Origin of the sequence: Embleya sp. AB8, assembly GCF_049739465.1 — a bacterium.
GTDB lineage: Bacteria > Actinomycetota > Actinomycetes > Streptomycetales > Streptomycetaceae > Embleya.
In genome coordinates this window covers 155,610-173,587 of record NZ_JBMHHY010000010.1, presented here as the reverse complement: position 1 = coordinate 173,587, position 17,978 = coordinate 155,610, and the positions used below count along the sequence as shown (strand labels likewise).

Sequence of the window (17,978 nt, the reverse complement as noted above, 5' to 3'; positions counted from 1 at the left end):
ATTCCCCGAGCCACGCGCGCGTCGGAAGCCGAGATCTGATGCACAGTCAGAAATGGCCGGCGGCGGCCCGGACAACGGTGACCCGCAGCACGGCCTTCGAGATCTCGTAGCGGATGACCACATCGGCAACGGCGGCACCGCGGCAGTCCTCGAAGCCGGGGCGAGCGGGACCCGATCCGTGTCTGCCCGCGAAGGGCGGCGTAGTCGACGGCGACGGCGACCTTGGTCGAGGAGGCTCGGGCGCCGGGAGATCCGATCGCGCGGATGGACCCGTCGTCCGCTTCGGATCGGTAGGCGCTCACTCTCGCCGCGGCCCGGCTCGGCCCGCGTCCAGGGTGACCCGCTGCCGCTCGCCGAGATCCCACAGGGCGGCGGTGGGTGGTCGACCCGCTCATGGATCGCCGCCCACCGCTGCCCCGCCCGGGACTACTGGACCGGTCGTGGACCCGTGCTGCGCCGGGCGGTGAACGGCGTCATGCCCGCGGCCCCGCCTGCGGGGCCGCCCGTTGGGCTACGGGACCGCCCGTTGGGCCCGCAGCCCCCGTCACGGGGTTGTCTCGACGTCGAAGGGGGTCTTCCACACGTTCCAGGGGGTGTCGTTCGCGCAGTCGAAGATCTCCAGCTGTTCGCCCTTCGTCCCCACGGGGTTGGGGGGTCGGAGGCAGCGACCGGAGGCCGGATTGATCAGGTGACCGTTGGCGTCCTGTACCCACTTCTGGGCGGGGACTCCGCCGGGGACGCAACTCCACACCTGAACCTTGGTGTTGTTGCCCGTCCCGCCGCCGGCGACGTCGAGGCACATATGAGAGGTCTCGGTCGGGGCCGCCATGATCCTGCCGTCGATCAAGGACCAGAGCTGCGCCGAGGACAGGTTGCAGTCCCAGAGCTGTACCTTCGTTCCGTCGACGTTTTGTCCGCCGGCGATGTCCAGGCACAGGTCGTTGTAGCCGAAGACGATCCGGCCGCCGTGCGGAATCACCCAGCGCTGGTAGTTCGCCATGGTGCAGTCCTGTATCCGCAGCTGGATGCTGGGTGCCCCGACACCGGCGTCGATGCAGCGCCCGGAATTGGGGTTGACCAATTCCCCGCTCGAGTACGCCTTCCACTGCTGGCCGGGCGCGCCGTCGGTGCAGTCCCACAGCTGCAACGGGGTGGCGGTGGCCGTTCCCCCGTTGGGGATGTCGAGACACTTGCCGAGGACTCTCAGCGTGCCGTCTGCGTGGATGGTCCACTTCTGCGCATCCGACCGGTTGCAGGTGTAGACCTGCGCGGAGGTTCCGTTTCCGGAGTTGCCGCCCGCGGCGTCCATGCACAGTCTGCTGTTGCTCGCCGAGAAGATCGGTCCCAGCCGGTTCGCGGTCGGCGTCACGGCCGATGCCGGCGCCCCGGACAGTACGAGTGTCGCGAGCGACAACACGCACACGACGCCCACGGCTGCGAACTTCCTGATCCAGTTCACTTCCACCCCTCGTCTGATCGTCGATCCGGTACGAACTGTGTCGACGCGCCGGCACCTCCCCTGCTTTTCTCACGCCGGTATTGCGGTCGACGGGCCGTGCGGTACGCCTCCTTGCGCCGAGCCGTCGTCGAGCCGGGGAGGGTTGGACGGCCTTCGATCGTCGTGGTGGTCGCGCGGTGGCGACGGTCCGGGTCGGTGGTCGCCACGCAGGTCCGCGGGACGCTACAGGCCGTAGATCGTCTTGACCGCGTCCCTCTCGGCGTCGGTGGGCACGGCCAACGTGTCGGAGCAGCCGGCGGGGACCTCCGTGTCAGTCGCCCTCATGACTTCGCATCCGGGATCGGTGGCGTGCGCCAGTCCCAGGGTGTGGCCGATCTCGTGAACCATGAGGGCCACGGCGGCAGTCCTCCAAGTGGCCGGCCAATTCGCGGTCGTCCGGCCGACTTCGACACGCTGGGGAAGCCCGAGGGAGCATGTTCCGTCCAAGCAGCCCTCGTTCGGCCCGGCTTGGGCCTGACTCCACAGCTCCCAGTCCTCCACGATGCCGAACGTGATTCCGGTGGTTTGCCTACCTGGGCGCTGGGGGTCCGGTTGCCTCGCGTCGCGCTTGAAGAGCCCCTTGTCTCCCACCAGTTTGACGCTCCAGTTGTCGAGCGCTTCCCCGATGGCTTCCTGCTGACGGGTCTCGAACTCGGGTGAAATCCACACGGTGATCTGCTTGATGCCGGCGCTCGAGTCGAGTGGGGCATGCCTCTCGGACTTCGGGAACGGGTTGGGCGTGGCCGCGGCGGGAGTGACGGTTGCCAGTTGGAGTCCACAGGCCAGGGCCGCGGATACGGCGGTCGCGGACAGGAAGCGTCTGGTTTTCGGGGTCATCTTCTCTCCGATGTGATGGCTGCGGGCAGGTGTTTCGTGGTCTTCCGACGGCCCGGCCGTGCGTCTGCGCGGCCGAGTGGCGACACCGTGGGTGTGCCGGGTGCTCCCGTCGTCGTCGACGTCGCACCGTCTTCGACGGGACGCGGGCGGGACAACTTCGGGAAGGGGACCGACGGCCGACGGCCGGGCGCCGGCGCGGGTACTCGAGCGCCGGAGCGGTCGGACCGGGCGGGCACGTGCCCGGCCTCGGGTCGTTCGGGCCGTCCGGGTGCGCCGGTCGCGGCCGTATGGGCTCACGAGGGGCCGATGGGATCGCCCGTGACCGCGAAGGGCCGGACGGCCCGGTCGAGTCCGGAAGGTCGCCGGCTCGTGCCTTTTGGGCGTCCGTGTACCGGGCAGGCGTCGACGCGTGCCGGGTACACGGACGCAAGGGGGGCGGACGACCACGCCGGGAACCGTGGCTCTCGTCCGGCGCCGGCGCCAGGAACGACCGCTTCGGAGGCCGAGGAACGCTCCGCGAGGATCCGCCGACGTCGGGTGTCCTCCCGGTCCCGGTGGACTGTCGCGAACCGGTCCGTTCCCGCTCCCGCTCCCGCTCCCGCGACATGCCTCGTACACGGTGCCGGGTCGTCCGCCACCCGGCGCGGACCACGTTGCGTCACAGCGCGTCCCCTCCCCCACCGCATGCTCCGACCCGACCGGTAAGCCCCACCCACCGGTCCCTTCGACAGCCCCTGAACCGTAATCGCGCCTGTAACGCCGTCACCAGAACACTTCAGGACACAACCCACACCCCCGGAATCAGCTATTCCCCGGGCAACCGAAGGACGCCCCCCGTGCCCCCGCGGACGGGCGTGAGCTCCGCCGGGAGCGCAAGGACCGGCGAAGCCGGGAGCCATCCGCGCCTGCGCAGGGTGGGCGCGCGCGTGCCGCACCGGCGCGAGCGGTACACCCGCCACTCCGGCTCCGACAGCGGCTGCGCGCCCACCGGGCAATGCCCCGGCGCGAGCACGGGGATCAGGCCCTCCGGGAGCCGGCGGACATCGGTCTCCTCCCGGCCGGTCCGGGGCTCGACATCGGCCCGGCAACCGGCCGGAAGCTCCGCGAACACGGCGCGCGGCACCGGGAGTTCCCGGCGGCGGACGCCGAGGAGGTCCAGGTACTGCTCGAGCGTGGCGGTGCGGGTGAGGTGGAGGCCGACTCCGTCGACGCGGTGCTTGTCGTAGGTGCCCGGGAGGAGGTGGCCGAGCAGCCGGTGGGCGGTGGGCGGTGGCCCGGGAGAACTTCCGTGCCGGTATCGGGATTCGCGGGATCCGAATCTCGTCCGAGGTCTAATCTGCGGACATGCCGCGCTACCCACTGCGGCCATGCGAGGAGGTGTTCCGTGTCATCACCCTGCGATCCTTCACACGCCCCCGTCGGCGACGTGGGTGCGGCGCTCATGATGGTCGACTCTCGGCTCAAGAGCATCCATGGCGGCGACGTCCACACCGATCCCGAGCAGCAGGAGTTGACGGACCGGTTCGTCGCGTCACTGAGCCCCGAGGGAGCGGCGGCCGTGTTGGACGGCGCGTGCACGCTCATCCTCCTGTTCATGGAGTGGTTGCGGGGCGCCTATGCCGAGCATGGAATGGACCCCATCGAAGGTGTGCTGCCCAACCTCGTGGCCACGCTGCGCATGATGCCGGTGAGCATCCGTCCGGAAGCCATCCCCACCATGGCCGGCCTGGTCGTCGCTGCGGGAACAGGTCTGAGCCCCGGTCTGTGGCGCGCGCAGTACGGACGCTGGACCAAGGACGAGATGACCCCCTTGGAGGCAACCGCCTTTCTACTCGCGGAGCACATCAATCGCCTCACCGACGACCCCGGCTTCGCCACCCGCATGATCGCCGACACGCTGTCCGCCTCGGACCGTGACTGACGTACCCCGGCGGGCCGATTCTCGGCGAAGGTGACCCTTGACTCTTCCGAGTCCGGACGGCCCATAGCGAGGTCACGTACGTCGTCCGCATTGGGATATCCGTTCACCCATCCGACCGGGCGGGGTTCGGAACGAGCGCAGCAGCCTCGAGGACATCGCCGGCCGCGTGGCAACGAGCCGGGGCCGTGATCGCGGTTGTCGTGGTGGGCGGTGCGGTCTCCTCGCCGTCGCGCACCGCCCCGGCGTCCGTGCGCCGGCCGCCGATCAGCGTCAACGCCACCTCGGGGGCCGGGCGGCGGTGGGGTCTCGTTCGCGTGAAGTTCGTGCAGTGGGTGGGTGGTTGCCGGCAGGGCGGGCGGGTGCCGTTCGCGGGGGTCCACACATTCCGCCTCGCGGCGGGCTGTGCGGGCTGTGCCCCCACGACGGAAACCCGGACGGCGTCGACCGCACATGTGACCGGCGCCTGTCCCGCCCATCCCGGATCGAGGTCGTCGTGTCCGCAGGCACACGCTACGGAGCGCAAATCCGTCGACCACGGCTCACCATTCGCGGTTCCCAACGCTCGCCCGCCACCACCCACCACCCACCACACCAGCGCTCCGCCACGCCGCAGGGTCCGGGAGTTAGGGTTGCCTGGTTGCAAGATCGAACTTGGGGCAGGGGAAGTGCTGGTCATGGGGGGAAAGTTGCCGGGGAGGGCCTTGGAGCTTCGGGTGCTGGCCGAGGCCGTCGGGGCGGCGGGTGAGGGCCGCGGCAGGGTGGTCGTGCTCTCGGGCGAGGCCGGCATCGGCAAGACGACGTTGTTGCGGTACGCCGGTGAGCTCGGCCGCGCCGCGGGGGCGCGTGTGCTCTGGGCCAACGCCAGTGCGCTGGAGCGTGAGTTCGCCTTCGGTGTCGCACGGCAACTGCTTCCGAATCTTGATGGGGCCGTACTGAAGGCGAAGGTCGAGGATCCGTTCGAGGCGATCCAGGCTCTTTCCTCGGGGATCAGGGAGATCGCCTCGGCCGGGCCGGTCCTGCTGGTGGTCGACGACCTGCAATGGGCCGACGCGGCCTCGCTGCGTTTCCTCAACTACGTCGCGACGCGGATCGACACGCTGCCGGTCACGGTGCTGGCCGGGCGCCGCCTGGACGACCCGAGGGACGAGCCGCTGGTTGCCGAACTGACCGCGCGTGCGGCCCAGGTGTGGGTGGCGCCCCTGGACGCGGGCGACGTCGCGGAGCTGGCCGGGCGCACGTTCGGCGAGGAGGTGGACGACGGCTTCGCTCGGGCCTGCCACGCGGCGAGCGGCGGCAACCCGTTCCTGGTCACCCAGGCACTCGCCGTGCTCCGGGAACGCGGGGTACGCCCGACGCGGGACGCGATCCCGGACGTGACGACCGTGACCTCGCAGGCCGTCGTCGACTGCACCGCGTCCCGCCTGCGGGCCGTGGCCGGCGCCCTGGAGCTGGCGCAGGCGCTCACCGTGACCGGTGACCACGGCAGCCTCGAACTGGCCGTCGAGGTGGCCGGGTTGACCACGGACCGGGCCGCGTCGGCGCTGGACGCGCTGCTGCACGGCCGCATGGTGAAGTACGAGCAGGACGAGATCGTCTTCGTCCACTCCATCATCGCCTCGGCGGTGGCCGCCACGCTCAATCCGCTGCGTACCCGTGCCTTGCACTTCACCGCGGCCGAGTTCGGCCACCGGCACTTCCGCAGTACCGAGCGGATCGCCGCCCATCTGCTCCAGGCCGGGCCGCCCCGCGAGGACTGGCAGATCGACGTGCTGGCCGAGGCGGCGGCGGGCAGCCACCGGGTGGGGGCGTTCGAGTCGGCCGCCACGCTGATGAAGCACGCGCTGAGCGCGCCCAGCCTGCCGAAGGGCACGCGCCTGCGCCTGCGGGCCGGGCTCGGTGCTGCCCTGATCGTCGACGACCCGGTCGCCGCGCGGGAGGCGCTGGTCGAGCTGCTGCCGCTGACCAGCGGCGATCTGTACGCCCAGGTGGCCTCCGACCTGCTCCTCGCCACCTTGAACACGCAAGGTTTCAGCGCGGGAACGAAGGTGATGGGTGCGGTCATCGACAAGGTGGCCGGGCATGATCCGGCCGCGACTCTGCCGCTGATCGCCCGCTCGATGGGCGCCGGCTGGCTGTCCGACGGCCCGGTGCGCGCGATCCTGGACCGGGTGGAGACCGTGGCCGACGCCCATCCGCACGGCCGGGCGATCGTGTGCGCGGCCCGCGCCCAACTCGCCGGGGAGATCGCTTCGGACGCCGAGGCCTGCGCCGTTGAGGCGGCCAGGGCGCTGGATCTCTTCTGGGGCGCGGGGGAACCCGAAGCGGCCGATATGCACATTCAGTACGGGGCGGTCCAAGGGCTACTGACATCCGAACGCTTCGCGGACGCCCTGGCCTGGACTGCCAGGGCGGAGGAGTTGGCGGCTCGCCGAGGCTGGCCGGTCGTGTTGCGGGGCACGGCCTGGGTCCGGTTCATGTGCGCCATGCTGGCCGGCCACACCGACGACGCGCTGGCCGCCGCCCGGGACGTCGAGGAGCCCCAGGCCGCTCCCGGGAGCGGGAGACCGATCTTCCACGCGGGCGGGTTCGTCGCGGGCGCACTGCTCGCGGCGGGCCGTCTCGACGAGGCGGAGAAGGCCCTGGGAGCGCTGGCCTTCGGTGAACTCCGCTCGACGGACCAGTTCGTGGTGGCGGGTACGCGTGCGGGTCTGCGACTGGCCCAGCACCGGTGGGAGGAAGCGCTCTCCGACGCCCTCATGTGCGGGCGGCTGCTGCCCGAGACGGTGGACAACCCGCTGGTCGTCCCCTGGCGGTCCCTCGGGGCGCTCGCCGCATACGGGCTGGGCGACGTGGCGCAGGCCCGTCGGCTGGCCGACGACGAGCTGCGGCCGGCCCGCCGGTGGGGCACCCCGCACGCGCTGGGCGTCACGCTTTCCGCGGCCGGGATCGTGCACGGGGATACCGCCCTGCTGCGTGAGGCCGTCGACCTGACCCGGGACACCCCCGCCCGGTCGGCACTGGTGCGGGCCCTGCTGGCGCTCGACGAGCCGGACGGGCTGGCCGAGGCACTGCGGATCGCGGAACAGTACGGCATGGGTCTGTTCGTGCCCGCCCTTCGCGAGGCGCTGCGTGCCCACGGAAGGCGCCCCGGCAGCAGGCCGGCAACCGCCCTGACCCGCAGCGAGCACACGGTCGCCGACCTGGCGGCCCGAGGACTGACGAACGCGGCGATCAGCGGCCGGCTGCATCTGGCGCCGCGCACGGTCGAACAACACCTGACGCGCACCTACCGCAAGCTGGGCATCGCCGGGCGCACGGAGCTGGCGCCCGCGATGCGGGCCGCCCGGCGCCGCTGAACGAGGCGAGGTCGTCGAAGGCCGGAGCCGGCCGGACGTCCGCGCCGGCCGGGCAGCTCCGCCGGCACCACGCCGGGCCGCCGGCCGCATCGGAGGAGTTGCCCGCGTACGCCGCCGGACGAGGGCGGCGGCCCGCCGTGCGGCCGACCGCGCACGACACGCATCCTCCGCCGAGCCGCAACCGGTGTGCGTTGATCGCCTGAATACGCGGTCCCCCGGCGCAAAGTACGCGGTATCCGCCGCCCGGTTGACGGTTATCCCGGATCGGCACGGGTTCTAGCGTCTTCCTGTGTCGCCCCGGCCGCCGGCCGTCCCGATGAGCGACTCCGTCACCGCGCGGTGCAGCGCCTGGCGCATCTTTTCGCTCCGTCCGTGCGTTTGTCCGTCCATCCACCTGTCTGTCCAAGGGAATTCCCATGTCCAAAATCATCACCGCCGCCATTCCGGCACACGGCCACACCGGACCGCTGCTCGCCATCACCGCCGATCTGGTGGCTCGCGGCCATGAGGTGGTGTTCCTCGGCGGGGCACGGTACGGCAAGGCTGCCGAGGCGGCGGGCGCGCGGTTCGTCGCGCTGCCTGCCGAGTCCGACTTCGACGACCGCGACCTGGGCACCGCCTTCCCCGGGCGGGACGCCACCACGCCCGGTCCGGAGCGCGTCGCGTTCGACATGAAGAACCTCTTCCTGGACCCGATGCCCGGTCAGTACCGCACCCTGCGCCGGGTGTTGTCGGAATTCCCCGCCGTCGCGGTCATCGCCGATTCCGGCTTCGTGGGGGCCCAGGCCCTGGCCCTGGCGCTGCCGACGGACCGGCGGCCGACCGTGGTCAACATCGGCACCGGCGTCCCCCCGCTGCAGAGCGTGGACACCGCCCCGTTCGGTTTCGGACTGCCGCCGGTTCCGGGCGAGGAGGGACGCGCCCGGAACGCGGCGCTCAACGCCGAGGTGGCCAGGCTCAGCGAACCGCTCACGCGCTATGCGGCGGAACTCTTCGCCACGGTGGACGCACCCCTCCCGGAGGGCTTTTTCGGCCACGTCCTCTCCACCGTCGCCGACCACTTCCTCCTGCTGACGGTGCCCGGGCTCGAGTACCCGCGTACCGACGCCCCGTCGAACCTTCGCCTCGTCGGGGCGCTCCCGGCGCCCGCGGGCGACGATCCCGAACTGCCCGGCTGGTGGGACGACTTGGCGCAGGATCGGCCGGTGGTCGTGGTCACCCAGGGCACCGTGGCCAACGACGACCTGGACGAACTGGTCGCCCCCACCGTCCGGGCCCTGGCCGGCCGGGACGTCCTGGTGGTCGCGGCCACCGGCCGCCCGGACGGCCCCCGGATCCTGACCGGCCTGCTCGGCGAACTGCCCGAGAACACCCGCGCGGGCGCGTACGTGCCCTTCGAGCGGCTGCTGCCGTACGCCGACGTCCTGGTCACCAACGGCGGCTACGGCGGGGTGCACGCCGCGCTGCGCCACTCCGTTCCCCTGGTCGTGGCAGGCGCGTCCGAGGACAAGCCCGAGGTGGCCGCGCGGGTGCAGTGGAGCGGAACCGGCCTCGATCTGCGGACCGGACGGCCGACGGAGTCCGCGATCGCCGAGGCGGTCACCGCGGTCCTGGGCGACCCCCGCTTCGGCGAGCGGGCCCGCGCCCTGCGCAACGAACTCGTCCTGCACCGCCCGTTCGACGTGATCGCCGACCTGGTCGACGGGCTCGGCTGAGCGGCACTCCACGGGTCGGCAGGGAGCGGGCCGACCGGACCGGCCGGACCGCTCCCTGCCGACCGCCCCCTGCCCGGCACCGTCATCCGGAGAATCGAGGAGTACGTCATGCAGCTCACGACATGGAAGAGCAAGGTCGCGGCGTTGGTGGCGACGACGACTGCGGCGGTACTCGGCCTGGGCACCACCCCGGGAACCGCTGTCGCATCCGACGGCGGGGCACCTCCCGGCCGCGCCGTGCGGCCCGCGTCGGTGGTACGGACCGACTCCGGCGCGCTGCGCGGCGCGGCGGACCACGGCACCTGGACCTTCGACGGCGTCCCCTACGCCGCCCCGCCCGTCGGCGACCTGCGCCGGCGCTCGCCCGCACCCGTCACCCCGTGGACGGGGGTGCGCGACGCCACCCGGCCCGGGAACCGGGCGATGCAGCCGGCCGACGGGTCGGGGCTGCTTCCCGTCGATCTCAACCCCGGCCACACACCCCGGCCCATGAGTGAGGACAGCCTCGATCTGAACGTCCGGACCCCGTTCGGTTCCCACCTGCCGGTGCTGGTGTGGATCCACGGCGGTTCGTTCACGGGGGGCAGCGGTGCCGCCTACGACACCTCCGCACTGGCTCGCAAGGGCATCGTCGTGGTCTCCGTCAACTACCGACTGGGCCCGCTGGGCTTCCTCGCCGATCCGTCGCTGGACCCGGAGGGTACCGGCGGCGACTACGGCCTGCAGGACCAGCAGGCGGCGCTGCGCTGGGTCAAGCGCAACATCGCGGCCTTCGGCGGCGACCCGCACCGGGTCACCATCGCGGGGGAATCCGCCGGTGGCATCTCGGTTGCCGCGCATCTGGTCGCGCCCGGTTCCCTCGGTCTGTTCGACGCGGCCGTCATGGAGAGCGCGGACGCCTCCTCCACCATCCCGCTCGAGACCGCCCGGCAGACCGGCGCGGACTACGTCACCAACGTGCTCGGCGTGCCCACCGGCCCCGACCGGGCGAGGCAACTGCGCGACCTCGACGTCCGGAAGATCACCGCCGCCGAGAGCCGGAGCGCGACCAAACTGGGCTACCCGATCCCCCTCGGCCGGCTGCCGACCTACGGCAGGGGGTCGTGGCTGGTGTCGGGCGGATCGGTCCTCCCGGAGAATCCGGCCGACGCCATCCGCGCGGGGCGGGCCGCCCGCGTCCCGGTGCTGACCGGCACCAACAAGGACGAGATGCGCATCTTCGGCTTCCTCATGGAGAAGGCCGGATATCCGATCACCGACGCGAGCTACCCGGGCAATCTGCGCGACATGGGCGTTCCGGCGGCCCTGGACCGGTACCCGCTCACCGCGGGTGCCCGGCCCCCGGTCGTGCTGGGCACCGCGCTGACCGACGCGTGGGTGGGCGATGTGCGGAGCCAGGCACACGATCTGGCGAAGTACGCGCCCGTGTACGCCTACGAGTTCGCCGACACGGCCCCCGCCCTGCCCGGGCAGGCTTTCGACCTGGGCGCCTACCACACCGCCGAACTGCCGTACCTGTTCAACGTCGCCGACCTGCCCGTGCGGCTGAACGCCGAGCAGCGCCGACTGTCGCGGCAGCTGATCGAGTACTGGGCGAACTTCGTCCGCACCGGCGATCCCAACGGCCCTCGCGTCCGGACCACCTGGCCGACCCTCCCGTCGGCGGTCGCCTTCCGCCCCGGAGGAACCGTCGTCGCTCACGACGACGAGTTCGCAGCCGAGCACAACTGGGCGTTCTGGCGGAACCAACCGTTCCTCCGGTAAGTCACCGCGACCGTCCGCCACATCCACATTCCGAGTCGATCGCGGGAGTCAGATTGCCTGCCCAGAGTCCGTCGCCGGCACACGGACGGAACCCCATACCCGATGCTCCGATATCCCGGGCGAACCGAAAACCGGGGCTCGGGTTGCTTGCCTGCATCCTCTCCGCGGCCCTCGTCGCGGGAGTTCTGTCGTTCTTCCCAGGCATCGTCACCCCTGCCCGGGCCCAGGATCGGAACGAATTCCGGGTCGCGACCTGGAACATGCACAACGGGGCCCAGGGGAAATGGACGGAGGCGATCCCCCGGATGCTCGACGAGGAGCATCTCAACGTCCTGAGCCTCCAGGAGCACAACGACCCCAACTTCTTCGAGCAGCGGCCCGCCATGTTCACCCGAATCGGGCAGCTCGAACAACTGGGTACCGATCCGAACGATCGGCTGGGCACCTACACGTTCCGCAATCCCACGAACGGGCGGACGTACTACGTATACGTCCTGCAACGAACCAACATTGCCCACCGCACCCGGGTCATCGTCACCGATCGCGCCGCAGACGAGCTCAGGGCCACCCCCGCCACGGCGGGACCGAACTCCCCGCGTCCGGCCTTCGGCGTACGGCTGGGCCGGACCTGGCTGTACAACATCCACGCCGACTCGCGGGCGAACCAGCTCAACGACGCACCGAATCTGCTCGAAGGCATCCGCACCGCACACCCGAACGACCCGTGGATCACCATGGGGGACTTCAACGTGGAGCCCCTTCGCATGCTGCGGGACTGGGACGCGGTCGGGCCCGACGAGATCATGCTGAGTACCGGACAGCAGACTCAGCAGAACACCATGGGCCGACCGGAGGAGTTCCCGCCGGGAAGCCGGGGCAACGAGTACGACTACGCGGTCGCCAACCGCGTCCGCCCGACCGACACGCCCTGGACCAGCCGGGATTACACGGGTTCCGACCACTACCCGGTGTTCTTCCGATTCACCGCACTGCAGGACGCCGACGGGCCCTTGCACACGCTTCGCCACCAGCGCGACCAAAGGTACATCGGGGTGTCCGATCGAGAAGATGGGCGCCACTTCGCCGAAGGCTCGTCCACCCCTGCCCTGTCGAGCACCTTCCAGGAGTCCGGCTCGGTGGTGGTCCGGGGCGTGCGGTTCTTCCTGCTGGTCAACCCGCTGTCGAGGCGATGCCTGGGGACCCGGTCGTTGGTGCCCAAGTCCTCGGCGGGAGACGAGCCCGCACTGGAACTGGTCTCCTGCGCGACGGATACGCCGCCGAACAGCCAACTGTGGCGGTTCGACGAGAACGGCGCCCTGCGCAACGCGGACGACCGGGCGGTGTGGAGCGACGACGCGTCGGCCGAGCAAGTGCTGCGGCTGGGGCCGGCCGGCAAGGAACAGCCCCAGGACACCTGGGAGCACTGCTCCTGGAACGCGGCTTCCCAGAGCCTGAACCGGCTGGAGCTGACCCCCGTTTCCTGTAGCCACGGATCCGCCCCGCCGCCTGCGCTCATCGACGCGCCGCGCGGCATCGACGCGTCGTTCGTCGATCTGTCGGGGGCGGGGAAGGACATCCGGTTCCAACTCTTCTCGGCCGGTCGGACGGCGACGCTGCGGTTCGACCCGGACAAGCCCGAAGCGGCCGATACGCTCACGCCGTCCCGCGACTTCCCCGAGCCGGAGAACACCTTCCTGCAAAACGCCGACGCAGCAGTGTCCACCCTGTCCAGTCTCGGCGACGGAACGTTCCTCGTCTTCGGCAAGGACGGTCGCTACGCGCGGATGAAGCCGGGCGCGCGCGGGATGGTCGACGCCACGGTCGCCGTCGCGGACCAGCCGAAGCCGATCGGCGACGCGTTCCACGCGCTGCGCGGGACGGTCTTCGAGCACGGCGTGGACGCGGTCTTCGACGTGCCCGGTGAACTGGCGCTCCGGAACGAGGTGTACCTGTTCAAGGGAGACCAGTACGCCCGGATGGCCGTCGACCTCGGCGGCACCGGAGACAAGATCACCAACGGTCCGCTGTCCATCGCGGACAACTGGGGCGACCTCAAGGACAAGGCCCCGGAGTTCACCCGGGACCTGGACAGCGCCTTCATGTTCGGGGAGTTCGCCTACCTGTTCAAGGGCGACAAGTACGTGAAGATCAAGATCACGCCGGAGGCGAATGCCGACCGGGTCGTGGAGGGTCCGGCCCGGATCTGTGCGCGCTTCAAGTCGCTGTGCGGCACCGTCTTCGACGGCGAAGTCGTGAAGAACCGCGGCGACTTGGAGATGCAGCAGCGCGCCGGGCACAAGAGCGTCGGCGGGCAGGCCCCGGCGCAGCCGGGCGGAGTGCAGCCCGTGGGTGGCCGGTTCGCGACCCTGACCTCGGCCGCCGGCCCGGCTGCGGACCTGGCCGGCGGCAACACGGCGCCGGGCACCCGGGTGTTGGCCTGGGATCCGGAGGGGACCAAGCCGAACCAGCAGTGGGCGCTGCGTGATCTGGGCGGCGGCGGGACCTGGCAGCTCGGCACCGCGTCGGCGCCGAACACGGTCCTGGACCGCAACATGGCCAACCAGCAGGTGGTGGTGTGGGGCGCCGACCCCGCCAAGGAGAACCAGCAGTGGGAGTTGGAACCGGGTGGCCAGGGTTGGTACGCGCTGCACAGCGCCGTCGACCAGAACTGTCTGACCGCCTCGGGCAAGGGCGCCGACCTGACGGTGGCCCCGTGTGACGCGAGCGCCGCGCAGTGGTGGAAGTTGTCGTTCACCACGCCGCCGGCCGGAGCCGGCGACCCGTTCGACGCGGCGCCGGATCAGCGGGTCGCCAAGCCGCCCGTGTCCGGTTCGCAGGCGCAGTGTCGGCCGGACGGCATGGCCGCGACGGCGGGCGTGGACGCGCGTTACTGCGACGTGTACGACGCCGGCGGGCGTGAATGGCTGGGCGGCGCCGGGCACGACAAGCGGGTGGTGGGCTACTTCACCGGCTGGCGTACCGGCGCCAAGGGCGACCCGCGCTACCTGGTGAAGAACATCCCCTGGTCGAAGGTGACGCACCTCGACTACGCCTTCGCCGGCGTCGTCGACAACAAGATCTCGATCGGCAACACCGAGGACCCGACCAACCCGGCCACCGGGATGACCTGGCCGGGGGTGGCGGGCGCGGAGATGGACCCGTCCCTGCCGTACCGGGGGCACTTCAACCAGTTGGCGAAGTACAAGAAGCTGCATCCGCAGGTGAAGTCGCTGATCTCGGTGGGCGGTTGGGCCGACACCAAGGGCTTCTACGCGATGGCCGGCAACGCCGACGGCAGCGTGAACCAGGCCGGGATCGACACCTTCGCCGATTCGATGGTCGGCTTCCTGGACCGGTTCAAGGACGCCTTCGACGGGGTCGACATCGACTACGAATACCCCACCGCCCTGCCGCAGACCGGCAATCCGAACGACTGGGACCTCGCCGACCCGCGCCGCAAGGGGCTCCAGGCGGGCTACACCGCGCTGATGAAGACGCTGCGCGCCAAGCTGGACCGCGCGGGCGCCGACCGGGGCCGCTACTACCTGCTCACCTCGGCCGGTTCCGGCTCGGGCTATCTGGTGCGCGGCTACGACGCCGGATCGGCGCTGCAGTACCAGGACTTCGTCAACGTCATGTCCTACGACCTGCACGGCTCCTGGAACAACTTCGTCGGCCCGCAGGCCCCCCTGTACGACGACGGCCGAGACAACGAACTGGCCGCCGCCGGGGTCTACAACGACACCGACCCGAACACGAAGGACTACCGCAAGACCGGATACTTCAACGTCGACTGGGCCTACCACTACTACCGGGGCGCACTGCCGCCCGGCCGGATCAACCTGGGCATCCCGTACTACACGCGCGGTTGGCAGAACGTCAGCGGCGGCACCGACGGCCTGTGGGGCACCGCCGCGCTGCCCGACCAGAAGCAGTGTCGGCCCGGCACCGGCATCACCGCCCCCTGCGGCAGCGGGGCCGTCGGCGTCGACAACGTCTGGCACGACTCGGACGGCCGGGGCGGCGAGGTGGCCGCCGGCTCCAACCCGCTGTGGCACGCCAGGAATCTGCAGAACGGCATCACGCCGAGCTACCTGTCCGCCTACACCGACACCAGCACGGAGGCGGGTCGACTCAGGGGCACCTACCAGGAGAAGTACGACCCCACGTTGCAGGCGTCCTGGTTGTGGAACGCGGACAAGAAGGTGTTCCTGTCCACCGAGAACGACGCCTCCATCGACGCCAAGACCCAGTACGTCAAGGACAACGCCATCGGCGGCGTGATGTTGTGGGAACTCGCCGGCGACTACACCGGCGGCCCCGGCGGGCAGTACGGCATGGGCTACGACGTCACCACGCGCATCGACAACGCGCTGCGCAACTCCGGTACGTACCAGGCCGATCGCGCCGGCGCCACCCGGCTGCCGGACCAGGTGGTGGACGTGCGGACCGAACTGGTCGACTTCCCCACCGACGCCAAGGACATGTGGTCCCTCCAGCCCACCCTGCGGATCACCAACAACACCGGGACTGCCCTGGTCCGGGGCACCGAGATCGCCTTCGACCTGCCCACGTCCACGCCGCCGGTGGTCAAGGACGGCGCCTGGCAGCCACTCACCGGCCTCACCCCCGGGCGCGGCGGCCCCAACGTGGGCGGCCTGAAGGCCGATTTCCACCGCCTGACCATCACCTTGGAGTACTGCCAGGACATCGCACCCGGGAAGAGTATGGACATCCCGCTCAAGTACTACCTGCCGATCACCGGCATCACCAACACGGTGATCAGGATGGACGGCAAGGAGTACGGCACCACCGGAGACCTCCGGCGCAACGTGGGCCGGACCGAACCACCCGCCGTCACGGGCGCCGAATGCCGGGCACCGCAGTGGGACGCGAGCCGCAAGAACGACAAGACCCGCCCCTACGGCCCCACCGTCGGCCGCACCTGGACCGCATGGGACAAGGGCTCGGGCACCTGGCAGTTGGAGCGGGGCGACGGAATCGTCATGGACCACAACACGCGCGAACACCGCGTCGGTCTGTGGCCGGCGCAGGACGGCAACGGCAACCAGGCCTGGAAGGCGAACGTCGGTGACGGGGGCTGGTATTCGCTCGAGAACGGCGGCCTGTGCATGACCGCCGGGGACATCGCCGGGGACGTCACGACGACCGACTGCGACCGCGACAACGTGAGGCAGCACTGGTGGTTCGTCGACACCGACCCGAACACGGGGGTCGACGGCGGCACCGGCGCGCCCCGGCACGGAAGGACGTTCAAACTCCGGGCCGACAACGGCACCTACGCCGAGAGCGCGACCGGTGCCACCGCTCCCGACACGCACATCGTGAGCGGCGACCGGGCCGGCGCCACGACCGGCACCGTCTGGTGGAACGGCTCCTACTGGCGCGCCGAATACTGGACCATGGGCGAACCCGGAAACGACCCCGCCTGGCTCAGGATCGCAGCCAGGTCCTGACCGACCGCTCCGTCGGCCCGGCCTCCGCAACCTGCGTGGCGGCCGGGCCCGACCATGGGTGGCGCCGTTCGCCCGGGACCGGGGCCCCAAACGCCTGCTCGGCATCGCCGTGCACAAGCTCGCCATCGCGATCCGGCACGTCCTGCACGACAGGACCGCCTACCGAGAACCCGGCAGCGGTTCACTTTCGGGTCGGACCCGTCAGGTTCCGGGCCGGCACGGGCTTGTGGCGGTGTTGTCGAGGTTCTCTTCGACCCAGGTGCGCAGCAGGCCGAGGGGGACGGCGGCGCTGTGGCCCAGCTCGGTGAGGGCGTACTCCACGTGCAGGGGTACGGCGGGGTAGACGGTGCGGGTGAGGATGGCGGAGTCCTCCAGCCGGCGCAGGGTCTGGGTGAGGACTTTGGGGCTGATGCCCTGGAGGCGCCGTTGGAGCTCTCCGAAGCGTCGCGGGCCCTGTTCGAGTGCGCCGATGGCCAGTGCCGACCACTTGTTGGCGAGCAGCGGGTGCACGCCGCCGGGATCAACCCGGTGGACTGGCAGACACGTTCCGGCACGGGTATGGCCGGGGTGCTGGGCGAGCCGCCGTTCATTCCGGGCTGGGACGTCTCCGGAGTGGTGGAGGAGACCGGTTTCGGGGTGACCACCTTCGAGCCCGGTGACGAGGTCTACGGGATGCCGTGGTTCCCCCGCGCGGTCGGCGGCTACGCCGAGTACGTCACCGCACCGGCGCGCCAGTTCGCCCGCAAGCCCGCCGGTCTCACCCACGAACAGGCCGCCGCCGTTCCCCTGGCCGCCCTGACCGCGTGGCAGGCGCTGGTGGACACCGCGAGGCTCCGCGCCGGTCAGCGGGTACTGATCCACGCGGCCGCGGGTGGGGTGGGGCACTTCGCGGTCCAGTTCGCCAAGCACCTGGGCGCGCACGTCATCGGCACCGCGAGCAGTGGCCGCCACGACTGGCTGACCGGACTCGGCGCGGACGAACTCGTCGACTACACCGCCGTGCGCTTCGAGGACGTGGCCCGAGACGTCGATGTGGTCATCGACCTGGTCGGTGACGGTCACGACCGCACCAGCACCCGATCGCTCGACGTGCTGCGCCCCGGTGGCCTGCTCGTGGCGATCCCCGCCGGGGTCTCGGCCGAGCTGGCCGAGGCCGCTCGCTCGCGCGGTATGCGCGCGAGCGCCTTCCTGGTCGAACCCGACGGCACGGCCCTGACCCGGATCGCCGAACTCATCGATGCCGGCGCGGTGACCGTCGAGGTCGAGGAGGTCTTCGCACTGGAGCAGGTCGCCCGGGCCCACACCCGCGGCGAGACCGACCGCACCCGCGGCAAGCTCGTCCTGCGCGTCGCCTCCTGACACACCCCTTGCCGGCATCCGCACCACCACCCTTCGCCGGGCGCACTCGAC

The 17,978-nt window shown here is 71.0% G+C and carries 9 protein-coding genes; 6 read left to right on the top strand and 3 right to left on the bottom strand.

Annotation, left to right across the window (positions count from 1 at the left end; translation table 11 throughout):
* Positions 1–544 precede the first annotated feature (544 nt).
* Entirely contained in the window at positions 545–1,459 is a 915-nt protein-coding gene (locus ABIA38_RS16380) for a ricin-type beta-trefoil lectin domain protein (protein WP_424639369.1), read from the bottom strand.
* Between the two features lie 222 nt (positions 1,460–1,681).
* On the bottom strand, positions 1,682–2,335 hold the full coding sequence (locus tag ABIA38_RS16375; RefSeq protein ID WP_424639368.1) for a hypothetical protein: 654 nt from the start codon (positions 2,333–2,335) through the stop codon (positions 1,682–1,684).
* 1,384 nt (positions 2,336–3,719) lie between these two features.
* Here ABIA38_RS16375 and ABIA38_RS16370 point away from each other — a divergent pair.
* The 5 genes from ABIA38_RS16370 (at position 3,720) to ABIA38_RS16350 (ending at position 16,568) form a co-directional block, all read left to right on the top strand.
* Complete coding sequence (locus tag ABIA38_RS16370; RefSeq protein ID WP_424639367.1) at positions 3,720–4,256, top strand: hypothetical protein; 537 nt, start codon at positions 3,720–3,722, stop codon at positions 4,254–4,256.
* A gap of 674 nt (positions 4,257–4,930) precedes the next feature.
* Positions 4,931–7,612: an ATP-binding protein gene (locus ABIA38_RS16365; RefSeq protein WP_424639366.1), complete on the top strand. Its 2,682-nt coding sequence runs from the start codon at positions 4,931–4,933 to the stop codon at positions 7,610–7,612.
* Between the two features lie 416 nt (positions 7,613–8,028).
* Complete coding sequence (locus tag ABIA38_RS16360) at positions 8,029–9,327, top strand: glycosyltransferase (protein ID WP_424639365.1); 1,299 nt, start codon at positions 8,029–8,031, stop codon at positions 9,325–9,327.
* Positions 9,328–9,435: 108 nt separating this feature from the next.
* Complete coding sequence (locus tag ABIA38_RS16355) at positions 9,436–11,091, top strand: carboxylesterase/lipase family protein (RefSeq protein ID WP_424639364.1); 1,656 nt, start codon at positions 9,436–9,438, stop codon at positions 11,089–11,091.
* 143 nt (positions 11,092–11,234) lie between these two features.
* Positions 11,235–16,568 (top strand): glycosyl hydrolase family 18 protein, encoded by a 5,334-nt coding sequence (locus tag ABIA38_RS16350; RefSeq protein WP_424639363.1) that lies wholly within the window; start codon positions 11,235–11,237, stop codon positions 16,566–16,568.
* A gap of 201 nt (positions 16,569–16,769) precedes the next feature.
* Here ABIA38_RS16350 and ABIA38_RS16345 read toward each other — a convergent pair whose 3' ends face one another.
* On the bottom strand, positions 16,770–17,078 hold the full coding sequence (locus ABIA38_RS16345; RefSeq protein WP_424639362.1) for a winged helix-turn-helix transcriptional regulator: 309 nt from the start codon (positions 17,076–17,078) through the stop codon (positions 16,770–16,772).
* On the opposite strand from ABIA38_RS16345, the gene ABIA38_RS16340 reads away from it, so the two are divergent.
* Positions 17,022–17,927: an NADP-dependent oxidoreductase gene (locus ABIA38_RS16340; protein ID WP_424639496.1), complete on the top strand. Its 906-nt coding sequence runs from the start codon at positions 17,022–17,024 to the stop codon at positions 17,925–17,927. The two genes, ABIA38_RS16345 and ABIA38_RS16340, sit on opposite strands and share 57 nt — an antisense overlap.
* Positions 17,928–17,978 lie beyond the last annotated feature (51 nt).

What these genes read in the sequence shown, in the direction of transcription:
- ABIA38_RS16375 (WP_424639368.1), bottom strand. Translation starts at nt 2,335, where the DNA reads ATGACCCCGAAAACCAGACGCTTCCTGTCCGCGACCGCCGTATCCGCG.
- ABIA38_RS16365 (WP_424639366.1), top strand. Translation starts at nt 4,931, where the DNA reads ATGGGGGGAAAGTTGCCGGGGAGGGCCTTGGAGCTTCGGGTGCTGGCC.
- ABIA38_RS16360 (WP_424639365.1), top strand. Translation starts at nt 8,029, where the DNA reads ATGTCCAAAATCATCACCGCCGCCATTCCGGCACACGGCCACACCGGA.
- ABIA38_RS16355 (WP_424639364.1), top strand. Translation starts at nt 9,436, where the DNA reads ATGCAGCTCACGACATGGAAGAGCAAGGTCGCGGCGTTGGTGGCGACG.